General features: G+C 42.7%; 14 protein-coding genes and 1 other RNA gene. 6 read left to right on the top strand and 9 right to left on the bottom strand.

Annotation, left to right across the window (positions count from 1 at the left end; all coding sequences use genetic code 11):
* Nucleotides 1-190 precede the first annotated feature (190 nt).
* Both rnpB and DWW10_RS21360 read left to right on the top strand, forming a co-directional pair.
* An RNA gene (gene rnpB, locus DWW10_RS21365) (RNase P RNA component class A) lies at nt 191-592 on the top strand.
* 26 nt (nt 593-618) lie between these two features.
* A complete protein-coding gene (locus DWW10_RS21360; protein WP_118223168.1) occupies nt 619-1,935 on the top strand; it encodes a YihY/virulence factor BrkB family protein in 1,317 nt (438 codons plus the stop codon).
* An 89-nt stretch (nt 1,936-2,024) separates the two neighbouring features.
* Here DWW10_RS21360 and DWW10_RS21355 read toward each other — a convergent pair whose 3' ends face one another.
* The 6 genes from DWW10_RS21355 to pstC all read right to left on the bottom strand — a co-directional run bounded on the left by DWW10_RS21355 (nt 2,025) and on the right by pstC (nt 7,228).
* A complete protein-coding gene (locus DWW10_RS21355) occupies nt 2,025-2,564 on the bottom strand; it encodes a nitroreductase family protein (protein ID WP_007664900.1) in 540 nt (179 codons plus the stop codon).
* A gap of 5 nt (nt 2,565-2,569) precedes the next feature.
* The gene (locus tag DWW10_RS21350) at nt 2,570-3,172 is read right to left on the bottom strand and encodes a riboflavin synthase (protein ID WP_118422166.1); all 603 of its coding nucleotides are present in this window, start codon (nt 3,170-3,172) and stop codon (nt 2,570-2,572) included.
* Nucleotides 3,173-3,599: 427 nt separating this feature from the next.
* Entirely contained in the window at nt 3,600-4,295 is a 696-nt protein-coding gene (phoU, locus tag DWW10_RS21345; protein ID WP_022391981.1) for a phosphate signaling complex protein PhoU, read from the bottom strand.
* A gap of 82 nt (nt 4,296-4,377) precedes the next feature.
* Nucleotides 4,378-5,133, bottom strand: a complete 756-nt coding sequence (pstB, locus tag DWW10_RS21340) for a phosphate ABC transporter ATP-binding protein PstB (protein WP_022391980.1) — start codon at nt 5,131-5,133, stop codon at nt 4,378-4,380.
* A 22-nt stretch (nt 5,134-5,155) separates the two neighbouring features.
* Nucleotides 5,156-6,016, bottom strand: coding sequence for a phosphate ABC transporter permease PstA (gene pstA / locus DWW10_RS21335; protein ID WP_118223792.1), 861 nt, complete (start codon nt 6,014-6,016; stop codon nt 5,156-5,158).
* Between the two features lie 27 nt (nt 6,017-6,043).
* On the bottom strand, nt 6,044-7,228 hold the full coding sequence (pstC, locus tag DWW10_RS21330) for a phosphate ABC transporter permease subunit PstC (RefSeq protein WP_007664920.1): 1,185 nt from the start codon (nt 7,226-7,228) through the stop codon (nt 6,044-6,046).
* 259 nt (nt 7,229-7,487) lie between these two features.
* Here pstC and DWW10_RS21325 point away from each other — a divergent pair, with 259 nt between their 5' ends.
* From DWW10_RS21325 to DWW10_RS21315, 3 genes are all read left to right on the top strand, one after another.
* On the top strand, nt 7,488-8,297 hold the full coding sequence (locus DWW10_RS21325) for a PstS family phosphate ABC transporter substrate-binding protein (RefSeq protein ID WP_118422165.1): 810 nt from the start codon (nt 7,488-7,490) through the stop codon (nt 8,295-8,297).
* A gap of 62 nt (nt 8,298-8,359) precedes the next feature.
* Nucleotides 8,360-10,099 (top strand): glutamine--tRNA ligase/YqeY domain fusion protein, encoded by a 1,740-nt coding sequence (locus DWW10_RS21320; RefSeq protein ID WP_118422164.1) that lies wholly within the window; start codon nt 8,360-8,362, stop codon nt 10,097-10,099.
* A gap of 27 nt (nt 10,100-10,126) precedes the next feature.
* Nucleotides 10,127-11,551, top strand: coding sequence for a tetratricopeptide repeat protein (locus DWW10_RS21315; RefSeq protein ID WP_118422163.1), 1,425 nt, complete (start codon nt 10,127-10,129; stop codon nt 11,549-11,551).
* Nucleotides 11,552-11,623: 72 nt separating this feature from the next.
* Here DWW10_RS21315 and DWW10_RS21310 read toward each other — a convergent pair whose 3' ends face one another.
* Nucleotides 11,624-12,532, bottom strand: coding sequence for a polyprenyl-phosphate transporter (locus DWW10_RS21310; RefSeq protein ID WP_118422162.1), 909 nt, complete (start codon nt 12,530-12,532; stop codon nt 11,624-11,626).
* A gap of 222 nt (nt 12,533-12,754) precedes the next feature.
* Nucleotides 12,755-13,255, bottom strand: a complete 501-nt coding sequence (gene tpx, locus DWW10_RS21305) for a thiol peroxidase (RefSeq protein ID WP_118422161.1) — start codon at nt 13,253-13,255, stop codon at nt 12,755-12,757.
* Between the two features lie 125 nt (nt 13,256-13,380).
* Here tpx and DWW10_RS21300 point away from each other — a divergent pair, with 125 nt between their 5' ends.
* Nucleotides 13,381-13,989: an HdeD family acid-resistance protein gene (locus tag DWW10_RS21300; RefSeq protein WP_118422160.1), complete on the top strand. Its 609-nt coding sequence runs from the start codon at nt 13,381-13,383 to the stop codon at nt 13,987-13,989.
* A gap of 72 nt (nt 13,990-14,061) precedes the next feature.
* On the opposite strand, the gene DWW10_RS21295 is transcribed toward DWW10_RS21300, so the two are convergent.
* On the bottom strand, nt 14,062-14,655 hold the full coding sequence (locus tag DWW10_RS21295) for a master DNA invertase Mpi family serine-type recombinase (protein ID WP_303794288.1): 594 nt from the start codon (nt 14,653-14,655) through the stop codon (nt 14,062-14,064).
* Nucleotides 14,656-15,043: the final 388 nt, after the last annotated feature.

Here is a 15,043-nt window from a genome sequence, read left to right as displayed (position 1 = left end):
TCCAAGCGTATAGACACGGAGCAGGTACGAAGTTGATGTGGATCAGACAGAGAGTAGATAAAACATTGATTATGTCCGCTTGCAAAGAAGAATAAAAGGAGGAACAAACGCCTCATTCTTCAGAAGAAGTAAAAAACTCGGCAAGGTTTTGTATCCACTGGCATAAAAGTCGTATCTTTGCCCAACAAAAGCAGTTGGTCGGTCTGTCGCTTGCGCTTCGGCGCACGAGGAAAGTCCGGGCAACACAGAGCATCCCACTTCCTAACAGAAAGCTGTCCGCGAGGGTAGAGTAACGTAGAAGAAAACAACCGCCTGCGTCTTCGGGCGTCGGTAAGGGTGAGAAGGTGGGGTAAGAGCCTACCAGTCTTGTGGCGACACAAGGGCTGTGCGTCTTGGGAGTTGTAAGGTCATGTAAACCGACGCTATGAGAGCTGCTCGCTCCATGTCGGAGGGTAGACCGCTAAAGCTTGTATGGTGACATACGGCTCAGATAAATGATGGACACCTTGATGAATGAAGAATTAAGAATGAATAATGAAGAATTTTTCCTGAAAACAAGGAACAGAACCCGGCTTACAGACCGACTGCTTTTTTTTAATGAAGAACTGATAATGAAGAATGAATAAACGTATTACTGCTCTTTGGAAATTCCTGACATACGACATTTGGCGTATTACGGAGGACGAAGTCACTAAAACGACCTTCTCCCTCTATAATATTATCAAAACGATCTATCTCTGCATTAACCGTTTCACCAAAGACAGACTGGTAAACAAAGCTTCTGCACTGACTTACAGCACACTGCTCGCCATTGTTCCCATTCTTGCCATCCTGTTTGCCATCGCACGCGGATTCGGCTTCGACAATCTTATGGAAAGCCAAGTACGAATGGGATTTGGAGGACACAATCAAACGACGGAAGTAATCCTGCAGTTTGTCAATTCTTACCTGTCGCAAACCAAGAGTGGCATATTCATCGGAGTGGGTTTAATCATGTTGTTATGGACGGTTATCAACCTGATCAGCAGCATTGAAATCACGTTCAATCGTATTTGGGAAATAAAAAAAGCGCGGAGTATGTACCGTAAAATCACGGACTACTTCTCCATGTTCTTACTGATGCCTATATTGATTGTAATTTCGGGTGGCCTCTCTATCTTCATGTCTACCAGCTTAAAGTACATAGAAGACTTTGTTCTGCTGGCTCCTATCCTGAAGTTCCTGATACGCCTGATACCTTTCGTACTGACGTGGTTTATGTTCACGGGACTGTACATCTATATGCCGAATACCAAAGTAAGGTTTAAGCCTGCACTCATCTCAGGAATCCTTGCAGGAACGGCACACCAGGCATTCCAGTTTCTCTATATCAGTGGTCAGCTATGGGTATCGCGCTATAATGCCATTTATGGTAGTTTTGCCGCACTCCCTTTATTTCTGCTTTGGCTTCAGATATCATGGACCATCTGCCTGTTTGGTGCAGAGCTGACCTATGCAGGACAAAACATCCGGAATTTCAGCTTTGACAAGGATACCAAAAATATCAGCAGAAGGTTCCGGGACTTTGTTTCCATTCTTATCATGTCTCTTATAGCCAAGCGGTTTGAAGAGAATATTAAGCCGTACACTGCCGAAGAAATGTCCGAAGAATGTCAGATTCCTATCCGCTTGACGCATCAGGTGCTATACGAGCTACAGGAAATCAACCTGCTGCATGAAGTGGTAGATGAAAAAGACGAGGTAATCGGTTATCAGCCTGCAATGGACATCAACAAAATGAATGTCGCACTATTGTTGGACAGACTGGATACGCACGGTTCGGAAGATTTCAAGATCGATAAGGAAAAAGAATTCAGCGATCAATGGGATGTGCTGATGAAAGCACGCGAGGAGTATTATAAGAGTGCGAGCCATGTACTGCTGAAAGACCTGTAAATTAGTGATTAGCGGTAAGTGATAAGTGATTAGCAAGTTGCGCTATGGTCGCGTTGCTAATCACTTATCACTTACCGCTAATCACTAAATCAGTATTTATTGTAAGAAACCACCTTTTCTTTCGGCTTTCTTGCTTTCTTCCGCTTCTCTTTCACGGAATAGCCAATGGTGATAACCAACAACAAGCGCTTGGAAGACGGAATACCGGTCAGCTTCTTGATTTCTTTCTCATCAAACCAACCGAGAATACAAGAGCCCAACCCTTCACTCTCTGCAGCCAATGTGATATGAGCAGTAGCAATGCCAATATCTATTAAAGGGAAATACTTGTCTTTAATCTTTGCACCCAGAAATGAAGTTACGTTCATTGATTCCTCCACCACCAAAATGTGTACAGGAGCATCTTTAGCGAACTTATTCATCCCCAATCCGGCAGTAGCCTTACCTACTTTGACGGAAAGCTCCGGATCATTGATTACAACAAACTTCCACGGCTGCGCATTACAAGCCGAAGGTGCCAGACGGGCAGCTTCCAATATCCGTTCCAGCTTCTCAGGCTCAACGGGACGGCTCATATCATAAGCACGGTCGCTCTGCCGGGAAGCAACTAACTTCAGAAAATCTTCCATATCTATTAGTTAAACTGTATCATCCGGCTGATATACTTGCCGATAATATCAAATTCGAGATTCACTACACTGCCCGCTTTGATATCGTGGAAGTTCGTATGCTCAAAAGTGTAAGGAATAATAGCTACCTGGAAAGTATCGTCTGTCGGGTTGCACACTGTCAGGCTTACCCCGTTCACGGTTACCGAACCTTTGTCTACCGTGATATATCCACGCTTGGCCATTTCCTTATCGAAAGCATACCGGAAGGTAAAGTAATAACTCCCTTCGGCATCTTCCACATTCATGCAAGTGGCAGTCTGGTCCACATGTCCCTGCACAATATGCCCGTCCAGACGGCCGTTCATCATCATGCTGCGTTCTACGTTCACTACATCCCCGACTTTCAGAAGCCCAAGATTGGAACGTTCCAATGTTTCCTTCATGGCAGTAACCGTATAGGAATCCTCCGTCATGCTGACTACCGTAAGGCACACACCATTGTGAGACACACTTTGGTCTATCTTCAATTCATTTACAAATGAGCACTTGAACGTGAAGTGTACGTTCTCTTGTTCTTTTACCAATGCCACGAGGGTGGCGCATTCTTCTACTATTCCGGAAAACATAAGTCAATTTATAATTTAGTGATTTACAATTCCTCATTCTGGTGGTACAAAGATAATGCAAATTGAGCGCAGAACTTTCATGCTTGCATGAAAAAGTTCTGCCGAGATGCAGTTTATCTTCTCTAAAGATACGAAATAAATGAGACATAGGTACAAAAAAAATGGAGCTTTTCACAAAGCCCCATTTTTCAGTTTTCAATAGGTATTAGTTTTTTTTTAAGGTAAAAAGATTGTTTTCAGGATAACGCTGCAAATATAGCGGCTTTTCGAGATACTTACCAAATTTAAAAACATGTCTTATAACATCTTTTTGAAATTTCTTTGGTTTTATTACCACTTATGTAGCCTTTCTACACCCGCAATCGTTTTCAGTGGACAAATATATATCATTTTTCTAACAAACACTAAATTTTATCTAAAAAAGAGCTTATTTCTTAGTTAAAGGGTAATGTTCGTCTGTTTTTCCGCTATGTTTTAACACTTTTGCATCGATAAAGAAGACTATTTCTTCTGCAATGTTAGTGATGTGGTCGCCGGAACGCTCCAACTTACGGAACACACTTACCAGGTTCAAACAGGTCAGTACAGTCTCAGGATGCTGGGCAATGTAGTCTGCTAAAACAGTAGTAGCTTCTGCATTGATTTCATCCAATAAATTATCTTTGGCAAATACCGAAGTCGCCAGATCCTGACTTTCTTCCTGAAGAGCTTTCTTGGCAAGCTCCAGCATAGCAAGTACCTGTCCTTGCATTTCTTCCAGGCGCAATCGTTTCAGAAGTTCCGGATCAAGAACCGGTTCCTTGCAATTCAGAACGAAGCGGGCAATGCCCTCGGCAAAGTCACCAAGACGCTCCAGATTCGTATTGATCTTCAGCATGGCAAGCACAAAGCGCAGGTCGATGGCTACAGGATTATACAAAGCAATGATATCTTCAACATCGCTGTCTATCTTCAATTCCAAGGCATTCACACGACGTTCGCGTACCAGTACCTGTTGCGCCAGTTCACGGTCAAAGGTCAGCACAGCCTCCCCTGCCCTGTCGAGCTGGTTATATACTAAGGTCCACATTTCGTCTATTTCTTTTTTCAGCAAGACGAGTTCCGATTCGATAAACTTTACCATAAATTTCTATTTTAAGATTACTTGTATCATCAATTAAAGGAAGCCCGAGGTTCCTTTTTGTTTCACGCCGGGAAACAAATGCCTACCCGAAGCGTCCCGTAATGTAATTCTGAGTCTCCACTTTATCGGGGTTCGTAAATATTTTCTTGGTATCGTCAAACTCCACCATTTGCCCCAGATAAAAGAACGCTGTTTTATCACTAACGCGTGCAGCCTGCTGCATATTGTGTGTAACGATAACAATCGTATACTGCTCTTTCAGTTCGTGAATAAGCTCTTCTACCTTAGCCGTAGAAATGGGATCGAGTGCAGAAGCCGGTTCGTCCATCAGTAACACGGAGGGAGATACAGCCATGGCACGAGCTATGCAAAGACGCTGCTGCTGTCCGCCGGAAAGTGCATAGGCAGAAACTTTCAGTTTATCCTTTACCTCATCCCACAAAGCTGCCCCTTTCAGGGATTCTTCTACACGCTGGCGGATGAAGCTACTGTCTGTCACGCCATTCACACGAAGTCCATAGGCTACATTCTCAAAGATGCTTTTCGGGAAAGGATTAGGACGTTGGAATACCATACCTACCTTCTTGCGAAGTTCATCTACCTGAATATCTTTTCCATAGATATTCTCTCCGTCGATATGAATCTCACCTGTCAGGCGGGTATTCGGAATAAGATCGTTCATGCGATTGAACAACCGGAGGAAAGTAGATTTGCCACATCCCGAAGGTCCGATAAATGCTACTACCGAACGTTCTTCTATCGACATGCTGATACCTTTCAAAGCATGGAAATCTCCATACCAGAAGTTTACATTATTTGCTTCTATTTTACCAATCATTTTGTTTACTGTTTTATTCCTGTTAGTTCATCTTTACTTTTTTCTCGAAATACTTCCGCAAAGCATTCGCCAGAAGGTTTACCAAAAGGATGATTACGATTAAGACCAGAGCAGTGCCATAAGCCAGCGGAAGCTGGGCATCCATATCCGTGCCACTGGTAGAAATAACATACAGGTGATAAGGCAATGCCATACACTGGTCGAGTATACTTGTAGGGAGTTGCGGAAGGAAATAAGCAGCACAAGTAAACAGGATAGGTGCAGTCTCGCCGGAAACACGTCCCAGAGCCAGAATAAGACCTGTAATCACATTAGGCATCGCCATAGGCAGAATAACGTGCCAGATGGTCTGCAACTTAGTGGCCCCCAACGCACGGCTTCCCTCACGCAGAGTATCGGGAATGGCTTTCAACGCTTCCTCTGTGGTACGGATAACTAAAGGTACACACAGCAATCCCAACGTAAGTGAACCGGCCAGGATACTATCGCCAAATCCCATATAGTTAACAAATAAAGCCATACCGAATAGACCAAAAACGATGGAAGGTATACCGCTCAGGTTGTTTGTCATCATACGGATGAACCGGACTACCCAGCCTTTCGGTGCATATTCATTCATATAGATTCCACTCATCACTCCTACCGGGAAGGCAAACAGGGCACTGCCTATCATCAGATAGAATGTTCCGACAATGGCGGGGAAAATACCTCCTGCCGTCATACCGTCCGTGGGGGCAGTAGTCAGGAACTCCCAGCTGATAACTCCCACACCTTTATATATAATGAAGCCGAGAATGGCAAAGAGTATCCCCACCACTGTCAGGCTCAGCAAACGGAATGTTCCGAATGCAATACGTTGCGAAAGATGTTTCCTATCTATCATACTTATTTTTCTTTTCTCTATAAGACATTATCTTTTCCGGGCTGACACAGCTTCTACCGTGAAGTTTATCAGCAAACTAATAAAGAACAGCACTACGCCCAAAAGAAATAAGGCTTCATAATGTGCTCCCCCGGCAGGTGCTTCTCCCAGTTCCGCTGCAATCGTTGCAGGTATGGTACGCAACGGTTCCAGAATGGTATGCGGTATGACTGCCGCATTACCTGTCACCATCAGCACCGCCATTGTTTCACCGATAGCACGCCCGATTCCCAATACCACACCGGAAGTGATACCTGATACGGAATAAGGTATCACCACCTTATATATGGTCTGCCATTGTGAAGCGCCCAATGCAAGGCTGGCTTCCCGCATGGCACGGGGACAGTTGCGCATGGCATCTTCCGTCACCGTTATAATCGTAGGCAATGCCATTATGGCCAACACAATGCTTCCCGCCAGTCCACTTTCACCCACAGGCAGGTTGAATACTTTCTGGATGAATGGTACAATCACAATCAGTCCGAAGAAACCATAGACCACCGATGGAATACCACTCAGCAACTCAATTATCGGTTTCAGCAGATTACGTATCCTGGAATTTGCCACTTCGGACATATAGATAGCAACTGAAAGCCCAAAAGGCAATGCTATCAGGATGGCAAATAAACTCACCCACAGCGTACCGGTTATTAAGGGTAGAAAACCGAATTGTGCGGCAGGTGTAGCCGTCGGAAACCATTCCGCCCCCGCAAAGACATCTTTCACCGAAATGGTGTTATCCTGCAATAAGTGGACGGAATCCGGACGAACGATAAACTGTTGCGGTACAAAAGCAATAATGCCTGGCGTACGTTCCACCAGTTCGGTAATCTTTACTCCGGCATGTTCATAAGCTGCCCCCAGTTCTTCCTCGGTATAATACTGAGTGATATCTTCCAAACGGAAAAGCCGGATGGGCATATCCTGCCCCCCGACTTCATTCCAGTTTGTTATCTCCTCATCGAAAACATCCTTTATCTGAGCCGGGGTCAGCTCACTTACCTTATTATCTTTATTCAATGCCAATACATATCCTTCTTCAATTACCCGGCTGTTGAACAGCCCCAACGCCTCGGAAAAGAGAAACAGGATAATGAGCACAATGGTGATGCTTGTTACAAAACCGCTACAAGCTAACACTCCTTCTATTATTTTCTCAAAAAGCTTCTTCATAAATGCCTATTGAATTTCGTATGCAAAGAAACCACGTCGATGTTAAGAGAGTGTGACTAAGGTTTGAAAGAAATGTTTCAAACGTATTACAAAAGCGTTACAACCTCCAAAAACACAAGTTTTGTAATTAGATTGTAATGCGCAATTGTTTTATTTGCAAGCAATAAACAAATAGAATAATATTTGGGTTCTATTATCACCCGCTTTTGAGTATAATAAAATTCATTATAAATAGAATAAAAAACAATTTTTGAATAAAATGAAAACAATAAGTATCATCCTATTCCTGACATTGGCTGTAAGTAGCCTACAGGCGCAACGCATCAAAGGCAGTGACACTGTACTACCTGTAGCACAACAGACTGCCGAAAGATTTATGGCACTCAATCCCGACGCCCGTGTTACCGTAACCGGTGGTGGCACCGGAGTAGGTATTTCCGCTCTATTGGACGGAACTACAGATATTGCCATGGCATCCCGCCCCATCAAATTCAGTGAGAAGATGAAAGTAAAGGCAGCCGGAAAAGAAGTGGAAGAAGTTATCGTAGCTTACGATGCCCTTGCCGTTGTGGTTCACCCCTCCAATCCCGTAAAGCAACTGACGCGCCAACAACTGGAAGATATCTTCCGGGGTAAGATTACGAATTGGAAGCAAGTGGGTGGAGATGACCGTAAAATCGTGGTGTACTCTCGCGAAACATCTTCGGGTACTTATGAATTCTTCAAAGAAAGCGTTCTCAAAAATAAGAATTACATGAGTAGCAGCCTCTCTATGCCTGCCACCGGTGCCATTATACAATCTGTCAGCCAGACGAAGGGAGCAATAGGATACGTAGGATTGGCTTATCTTTCCCCTCGCGTCAAATCACTGTCCATTTCTTACGACGGGACACACTTTGCCCCACCCACTATGGAGAGTGCTACAGATAAGAGTTACCCCATTGTGCGGCCTCTATACTATTATTATAACACAGAAAACTCCGAACAAGCAACTCCTCTCATTGATTTCATTCTTTCACCTGCAGGTCAGGAAATCATTAAAAAGAGTGGATATATTCCCGTGAAATAAGGATATACGAAAAAAATGTCTTACTTTTGTAGCTCGATTTTTAGAATATATACATACCAATTATGGCAGATATTAAGAGCGAAGAAGCAGGCGAAAAAAAGAGCCTCAACTTCATTGAACAAATTGTTGAGAAAGACTTGAAAGAGGGTAAAAATGGTGGCAAAGTACAAACACGTTTCCCGCCGGAGCCCAACGGATACCTCCACATCGGACATGCCAAGGCAATTTGCCTTGATTTTGGTATTGCAGCCGACCACAATGGCATTTGCAATCTGCGTTTCGATGATACGAATCCGACCAAAGAAGATGTGGAATATGTAGAAGCTATCAAGGAAGATATCCAATGGCTGGGTTACCAGTGGGGTAATGAATACTACGCATCCGATTACTTCCAGCAATTGTGGGACTTTGCCATCCGCCTTATTGAAGAAGGTAAAGCATATATCGACGAGCAGACTTCAGAACAAATAGCACAGCAAAAAGGCACTCCTACCCAACCGGGTGTGGAAAGCCCTTACCGTAACCGTCCGATAGAGGAAAGCCTCTCCCTGTTCAAGAAAATGAATACAGGTGAAATAGCAGAAGGCGCTATGGTGCTTCGTGCCAAGATTGATATGGCAAACCCGAATATGCACTTCCGCGATCCTATCATCTATCGCGTAGTGAACCATCCGCATCACCGTACTGGTACAACGTGGAAGGCCTATCCGATGTATGACTTCGCTCACGGACAAAGTGACTACTTTGAAGGTGTAACGCACTCTCTCTGTACATTGGAATTTGTTCCCCACCGTCCGCTCTATGATCTCTTTGTAGACTGGGTAAAGGAGGGTAAAGATCTGGATGATAACCGCCCCCATCAGTACGAATTCAACAAGCTGAATCTCAGCTACACCCTGATGAGCAAGCGCAACCTGCTGATTCTGGTAAAAGAAAAACTGGTGAACGGATGGGATGATCCCCGTATGCCGACTATCTGTGGTTTCCGCCGTCGCGGATACTCACCTGAAGCCATCCACAAGTTTATTGACAAAATCGGATATACCACATACGATGCACTTAATGAATTCGCTTTGCTGGAAAGTGCTTTACGCGAAGATCTTAACACTCGTGCGACCCGTATCTCGGCAGTAATGAACCCGGTGAAACTGATTATCACCAACTATCCTGAAGGGAAAGTGGAAGAACTGGAAGCAATCAATAATCCGGAAAAACCGGAAGAAGGCAGCCACTTCATTGAATTCAGCCGCGAACTGTGGATGGAGCGCGAAGACTTCATGGAAGATGCTCCGAAGAAATACTTCCGTATGACTCCGGGCCAGGAAGTACGCTTAAAGAGTGCTTATATCGTGAAATGTACCGGTTGCAAGAAAAATGAAGCCGGAGAAGTAGTTGAAGTATATTGCGAATATGATCCGAACACCAAGAGCGGTATGCCCGAAGCAAACCGTAAGGTGAAAGGTACCCTGCACTGGGTAAGTTGTGCTCATTGCCTTGAAGCAGAAGTACGCCTCTACGACCGCCTTTGGAAAGTAGAAAACCCACGTGACGAACTGGCTGCTATCCGCGAAGCTAAAAACTGTGATGCACTGGAAGCAATGAAAGACATCATCAATCCGGACTCACTGAATATATTGCCTCATTGCTACATTGAAAAATACGCTGCCGGCATGAAACCGCTTACTTATTTGCAGTTCCAGCGCATCGGATATTTCAACGTAGATCCAGACTCCACACCAGAGAAAATGGTATTCAACCGCACTGTAGGCTTGAAAGATACCTGGGGCAAAATAAACAAATAAAAATAGGATTATAGGAGTAAACAATTAATGAGCAATAAAAACCTGCTGTCCGGCAGGGATAAAGAGTTACAGGAACTTGCCGAACAATATGAAGCGGCAATGGCCGGAAACAAACCGTTCTATCAGGATGCAGATGAGTTAGCTGATCTTGCCGACTGGTATGGTACAAAGAAAAGATATGATAAGGCTTTTGAGATTGCAGAATATGGATTAAAGCTGCATCCCGATAGCACTGAACTTATGATTGAATATGCTTACCTGCATCTGGATAACGGAAAGAAAGCAAAAGCACGTGAAATCATTGAAAATCTTCCCGATACTTATTCGCCGGAAGCAAAAGTGGTGCGTGCCCATTTGCTATTGAGTGAAGGTAAACTGGATGATGCCGAACAGTTACTCGACACGATTGAGGATAAAGATGATCTGGCAAACGTGGTAGATGTATCCTATATGTATCTTGATATGGGGTATCCGGATAAAGCCTTGGCATGGCTCGATCCGGTAAAGGAAGAATATTCTAATGAAGAAGCCTATATTGCCGTAGTTGCAGACTGCCTTTATGGCAAAGGCATGACCGAGGAAGCAATTCCCCTGTATAACCGCCTCATAGACATGAATCCATATTCGGCTCCTTACTGGTTCGGATTAGCAAGATGCCACTTCGAAGAAATGAACTTCAACCAAGCTATTGATGCTTGCGATTATGCATTGGTGAGTGATGATGAATTTGCAGACGCCTATGTAATGAAAGGACACTGCTTCTACCAGTTAGGTAACGAAGATGCTGCTCTGGAGTATTATCAGAAAGCAGAGGAACTTCATGGACTTGCTCCCGAATTTATCTATACATACATTGGATTATGCAAGGTATCCAAAGGAGAATGGAAGGAAGGCTATGAAAATCTGGAAAAAGCAATTCTGGAAAATGAGACAGATGAAGTTGCTTCTCCAATACTGCCCAGCTTATATGCCAATGCAGGGCTTTGCCTCTCCAAGATGGGGAAGAAACGCAAAGCACACCAGTATTGTAAAAAAGCACATAAACTGTCACCGGAAGACCCGGAATCTCTTCTGATAGAAGGTCGCATATACATTGAAGAAGGTGACTACGACAAAGGAATAAAGCAGTGGGCAAAGGCCTTGAATTGCTCTCCTACTGCCGACACCTGGAATGAAATAGGTATGCATAGCATGGAAATCGGTTATCTGGATTATGCCAAGATAGCTTTTGAACGTGTCTGCGAATTGGAACCGAACTTTGATGGTATCAACGAAAAGTTGACGGTACTCTACATGACGCTGCATGATAAAGAGAACTTCATAAAGTATAATCAGAAATGCCCCCGCCCATTCGATTTAAAAGAATTGGAGAAGATGCAGATGCTTATGGAAAGCGAAGACCGGGAAGACCTGGCCGCTTATATGCAAAACATCATAAAAGCATTGCAATAAAAAGAAATAGAGAGTAAAGGAATCTTTACTCTCTATTTTATATATACCCTCAAGATATTTGTTTGCTATCTCTTATTTAGCACTACGAGTAGAAAGCTTTTCAAGGAAATATACCAGGAAGAAACCCACTATCATCAATACTACAGCCTCAACAACATACTGATTGGGCAGAATATTACTTTCAACCAATGGCTTCACTACCCCATGACTATCAGTAAAAGTTTCTATAGTTTCTTTCCAAGGCCACACTTTGTTTAGTGAACCCAACATGAAACCTGTCAATACAGCTAATGTAATATTACGGAAATGTTTTAATGCGTACGAAAGAACACGTGAGAAAGAAGTTATACCAATAAAAGCACCCACAAAAAACACTAATAAAACCGTTATATCAAGTGTTTTGACAGCCTCCATTATAAAGAAGTACTTACCTAACAGTACCAAAATAAAACTTCCCGATATACCCGGCAATATCATAGCACAAATGGCAATCGCTCCACAAAGGAATATAAAAAATAAGTTGGAAGGAGTTTCAGCAGGAGTTGCTACCGTAATATAATATGCAACTGCCACACCTATAATAAATGCCGGAATCGTTTTCTTGTTCCATTCCTTTATGTCTTTTCCTACAAACCATGTGGATGCCAGTACCAGTCCGAAAAAGAAAGCCCAAACCATAACCGGATGGTCCGTAAGCAACCATGTGATAATTTTAGCTAATGAAAATACACTGATTCCAATTCCCGCCAGCAGAGAGATCAGAAAATTACCGTTAATCGCTTTCCAGAATGCTCCCCATTTTCCTGTGAAAAACAACTTTAAACTTTTTCCATTAATGCTTTTTATCGAATCTATCAATTCGTCATAAATACCTACAATAAAAGCAATTGTCCCCCCCGATACACCGGGAACCACATCGGCTGCTCCCATTCCCACACCTTTCAGCATGAGTAGGGCGTAGTCTTTTAAACCTCGTTCCATCTTTTTCTTTATCAATTAACCTATTAATACTTGATTTATAGGACGCAAAGTAAAACAAAAAAAGCCAGTTACTCACTATAAATCAATCAAAAATATCCGAAAAACACATTGGAATTTTATACAACAGTTGGATACGGGTATAAAAAAGAAATGGTGTATAATAGTCTCACGACTACTATACACCTGGTCTTTTCTAAATTGCTTATTAAAATCTGAGGTTTACTACTTTACAGCCTCTATTGCTTTGTCATAATCCGGCTCCTGTGTAATTTCAGGTACCAGTTCAGTGTATGCAACCTTTCCATCCTTACCGACAATAACTACTGCACGCGCCAGCAAGCCACCCAATGGTCCATCTGCCATACGCACACCGTAACTTTCATCAAAATCAGAGAAACGGAAATCAGACAAAGGAATTACATTTTCAATACCTTCCGTAGTACAGAACCGTGCATGGGAAAAAGGCAAGTCTTTGGAAATCGCCAAAACCACTGTATCTGGCAGACTCGCTGCCAGCTTGTTGAACTTGCGCACAGATGTTGCACAAACACTGGTATCCAAACTTGGAAAGATATTCAATATTACATTCTTCCCTTTCAAATCTTTCAAAAAGAAAGAAGAAAGATCTGTTTTCACTAACTCGAAGTCGGGAGCAACTGTCCCTACTTTTATAAACTCGCCGATAATCTTAACCGGCTGTCCTTTAAATTTTGTTGTAGCCATAGTTTTCTTGTTTTATATGTCTATATAACAAACGAACTGTTGGAAAAGTTCGCCCAAAACTTTTCCAACTGCAAATTGTTACTCTCACAAACATGATTACAATAACCATTTAAAATTAAATTTGCATGAAAACTTTATTTGACGAACTTCAATGCGAAGTAAAAAACTGGTGGATGTCTCTCCTACTTGGTATACTCTATGTAGTAGTTGCTATAAGTCTGATGTTTGCTCCGTTCAGCGGTTATGCAGTTTTGAGTATTCTGTTCAGTATATCGATGCTGTTCAGCGGTTTGTTAGAGATTTCTTTCGCCGTAAGCAACCGGAAGAATGTTTCCAGCTGGGGTTGGTATCTGGCAGGCGGTATCATCGACATGATATTAGGTTTCTATCTGATAGCTTATCCGCTGTTAAGCATGGAAGTAATTCCATTCATCATCGCATTCTGGTTAATGTTCCGCGGCTTTTCTTCCATTGGCTATGCCATGGATCTGAAAAGATATGGTACCAGAGACTGGGGATGGTATATTGCCTTCGGCATATTAGCTGTGATTTGTTCACTCCTCATTCTGTGGCAACCGGCAATAGGTGCCATGTATGCTGTCTACATGATCTCATTTGCATTCCTTATTATCGGATTTTTCCGTATTATGTTGTCTTTTGAATTGAAGAACCTTCATAAGCGAGGAAGAAGTATGAAAGATAAAAACAAAGAAAAAGAAATTCCAGTAGAATAAGTAGCAATCCAGCCCGGAAAAACGAGTTGACTAAAGAACCTGGCAACAGGAACTTGCCAACTCGCTTTTTCATTAGTTACACTTCAGAAAGCGGTGCATGGTGGTTCTGGATACTCCCATCTGACGGGCTAATTCCGAACAAGAAACACCTCGTCTGGATTCACGCATCAAACGTCTCTTATTCTCACGGAGTACCCGTATTGCAGGGCAGGTCCCCTTTTTACGTCCTAACTTGACCCCTTCCTGTTTTCGTCTTGCCAACGCTTCCTTAGTTCGCATGGAAATCAAATTACGTTCTATCTCCGCCATCAATCCAAATGCAAACCCCAATACTTTACTGTTAATGTCATTTTGAAAAACATATCCCTCTTTCGTGCTGTACAAAATAATTTCTTTCTTTATACACGAGTTGAGAATAGTCATGATTTCCAACAAGGTGCGACTCAATCTCGAAATCTCCGTTACAATCAACGTATCCCCCCGCTGCATCCGGTTCAACATCCCCGACAGCTTTCGTTCCTTACTACTCACACTCCCACTCACTGTCTCAGTGTACCACTTGTCAATCTTCAATCCATTTTTCTCTGCAAAGCGCAGAAGTTCTTCACGTTGATTAGCCAGAAACTGCTTTTCTGTACTCACTCTTAAATAAGCTACTACCATAATTTTGTTGTTTTTATAGGTTTAACAGTGCCAAAGAACAGCAATAACAGTGAAAAATCACAATATCATTAAGCAATGAAATACAGCAAGTTCGCGCACTTTACCCCTTTTATTTTACATCACTTATTTCGAAGATGGCAAAGCAAATTATGTAGGAATACACATTCCCATACCGGAAGCTGGTTATAAAAAGAAACAAGAAAAAATCTTCTTTCTTTCTATAATAGACAATTTTTCGTTTTCAGCTTTCCACAAGTCCTAGTATTGAGTTCTAAAAACGTTAATTATCTAATTATGAAAGCATTATATTTACCAACTGTTCACATCATAATGTAAAAGCATTTACTGACTTAATACAGAAATGGTTTACACCTATTTAACTAAAAACGGT

Origin of the sequence: Bacteroides intestinalis (assembly GCF_003464595.1) — a bacterium.
In the GTDB taxonomy this organism is placed as follows: Bacteria; Bacteroidota; Bacteroidia; order Bacteroidales; family Bacteroidaceae; genus Bacteroides; species Bacteroides intestinalis_A.
Note: the sequence above shows the minus strand (reverse complement) of the source record. Positions and strands in the feature narration are given on the sequence as shown.

Coding starts and splice junctions, on each gene's coding strand:
- DWW10_RS21360 (WP_118223168.1), top strand. CDS start 619: ATGAATAAACGTATTACTGCTCTTTGGAAATTCCTGACATACGACATT.
- DWW10_RS21355 (WP_007664900.1), bottom strand. CDS start 2,564: ATGGAAGATTTTCTGAAGTTAGTTGCTTCCCGGCAGAGCGACCGTGCT.
- DWW10_RS21350 (WP_118422166.1), bottom strand. CDS start 3,172: ATGTTTTCCGGAATAGTAGAAGAATGCGCCACCCTCGTGGCATTGGTA.
- phoU (WP_022391981.1), bottom strand. CDS start 4,295: ATGGTAAAGTTTATCGAATCGGAACTCGTCTTGCTGAAAAAAGAAATA.
- pstB (WP_022391980.1), bottom strand. CDS start 5,133: ATGATTGGTAAAATAGAAGCAAATAATGTAAACTTCTGGTATGGAGAT.
- pstA (WP_118223792.1), bottom strand. CDS start 6,016: ATGATAGATAGGAAACATCTTTCGCAACGTATTGCATTCGGAACATTC.
- pstC (WP_007664920.1), bottom strand. CDS start 7,228: ATGAAGAAGCTTTTTGAGAAAATAATAGAAGGAGTGTTAGCTTGTAGC.
- DWW10_RS21325 (WP_118422165.1), top strand. CDS start 7,488: ATGAAAACAATAAGTATCATCCTATTCCTGACATTGGCTGTAAGTAGC.
- DWW10_RS21320 (WP_118422164.1), top strand. CDS start 8,360: ATGGCAGATATTAAGAGCGAAGAAGCAGGCGAAAAAAAGAGCCTCAAC.
- DWW10_RS21315 (WP_118422163.1), top strand. CDS start 10,127: ATGAGCAATAAAAACCTGCTGTCCGGCAGGGATAAAGAGTTACAGGAA.
- DWW10_RS21310 (WP_118422162.1), bottom strand. CDS start 12,532: ATGGAACGAGGTTTAAAAGACTACGCCCTACTCATGCTGAAAGGTGTG.
- tpx (WP_118422161.1), bottom strand. CDS start 13,255: ATGGCTACAACAAAATTTAAAGGACAGCCGGTTAAGATTATCGGCGAG.
- DWW10_RS21300 (WP_118422160.1), top strand. CDS start 13,381: ATGAAAACTTTATTTGACGAACTTCAATGCGAAGTAAAAAACTGGTGG.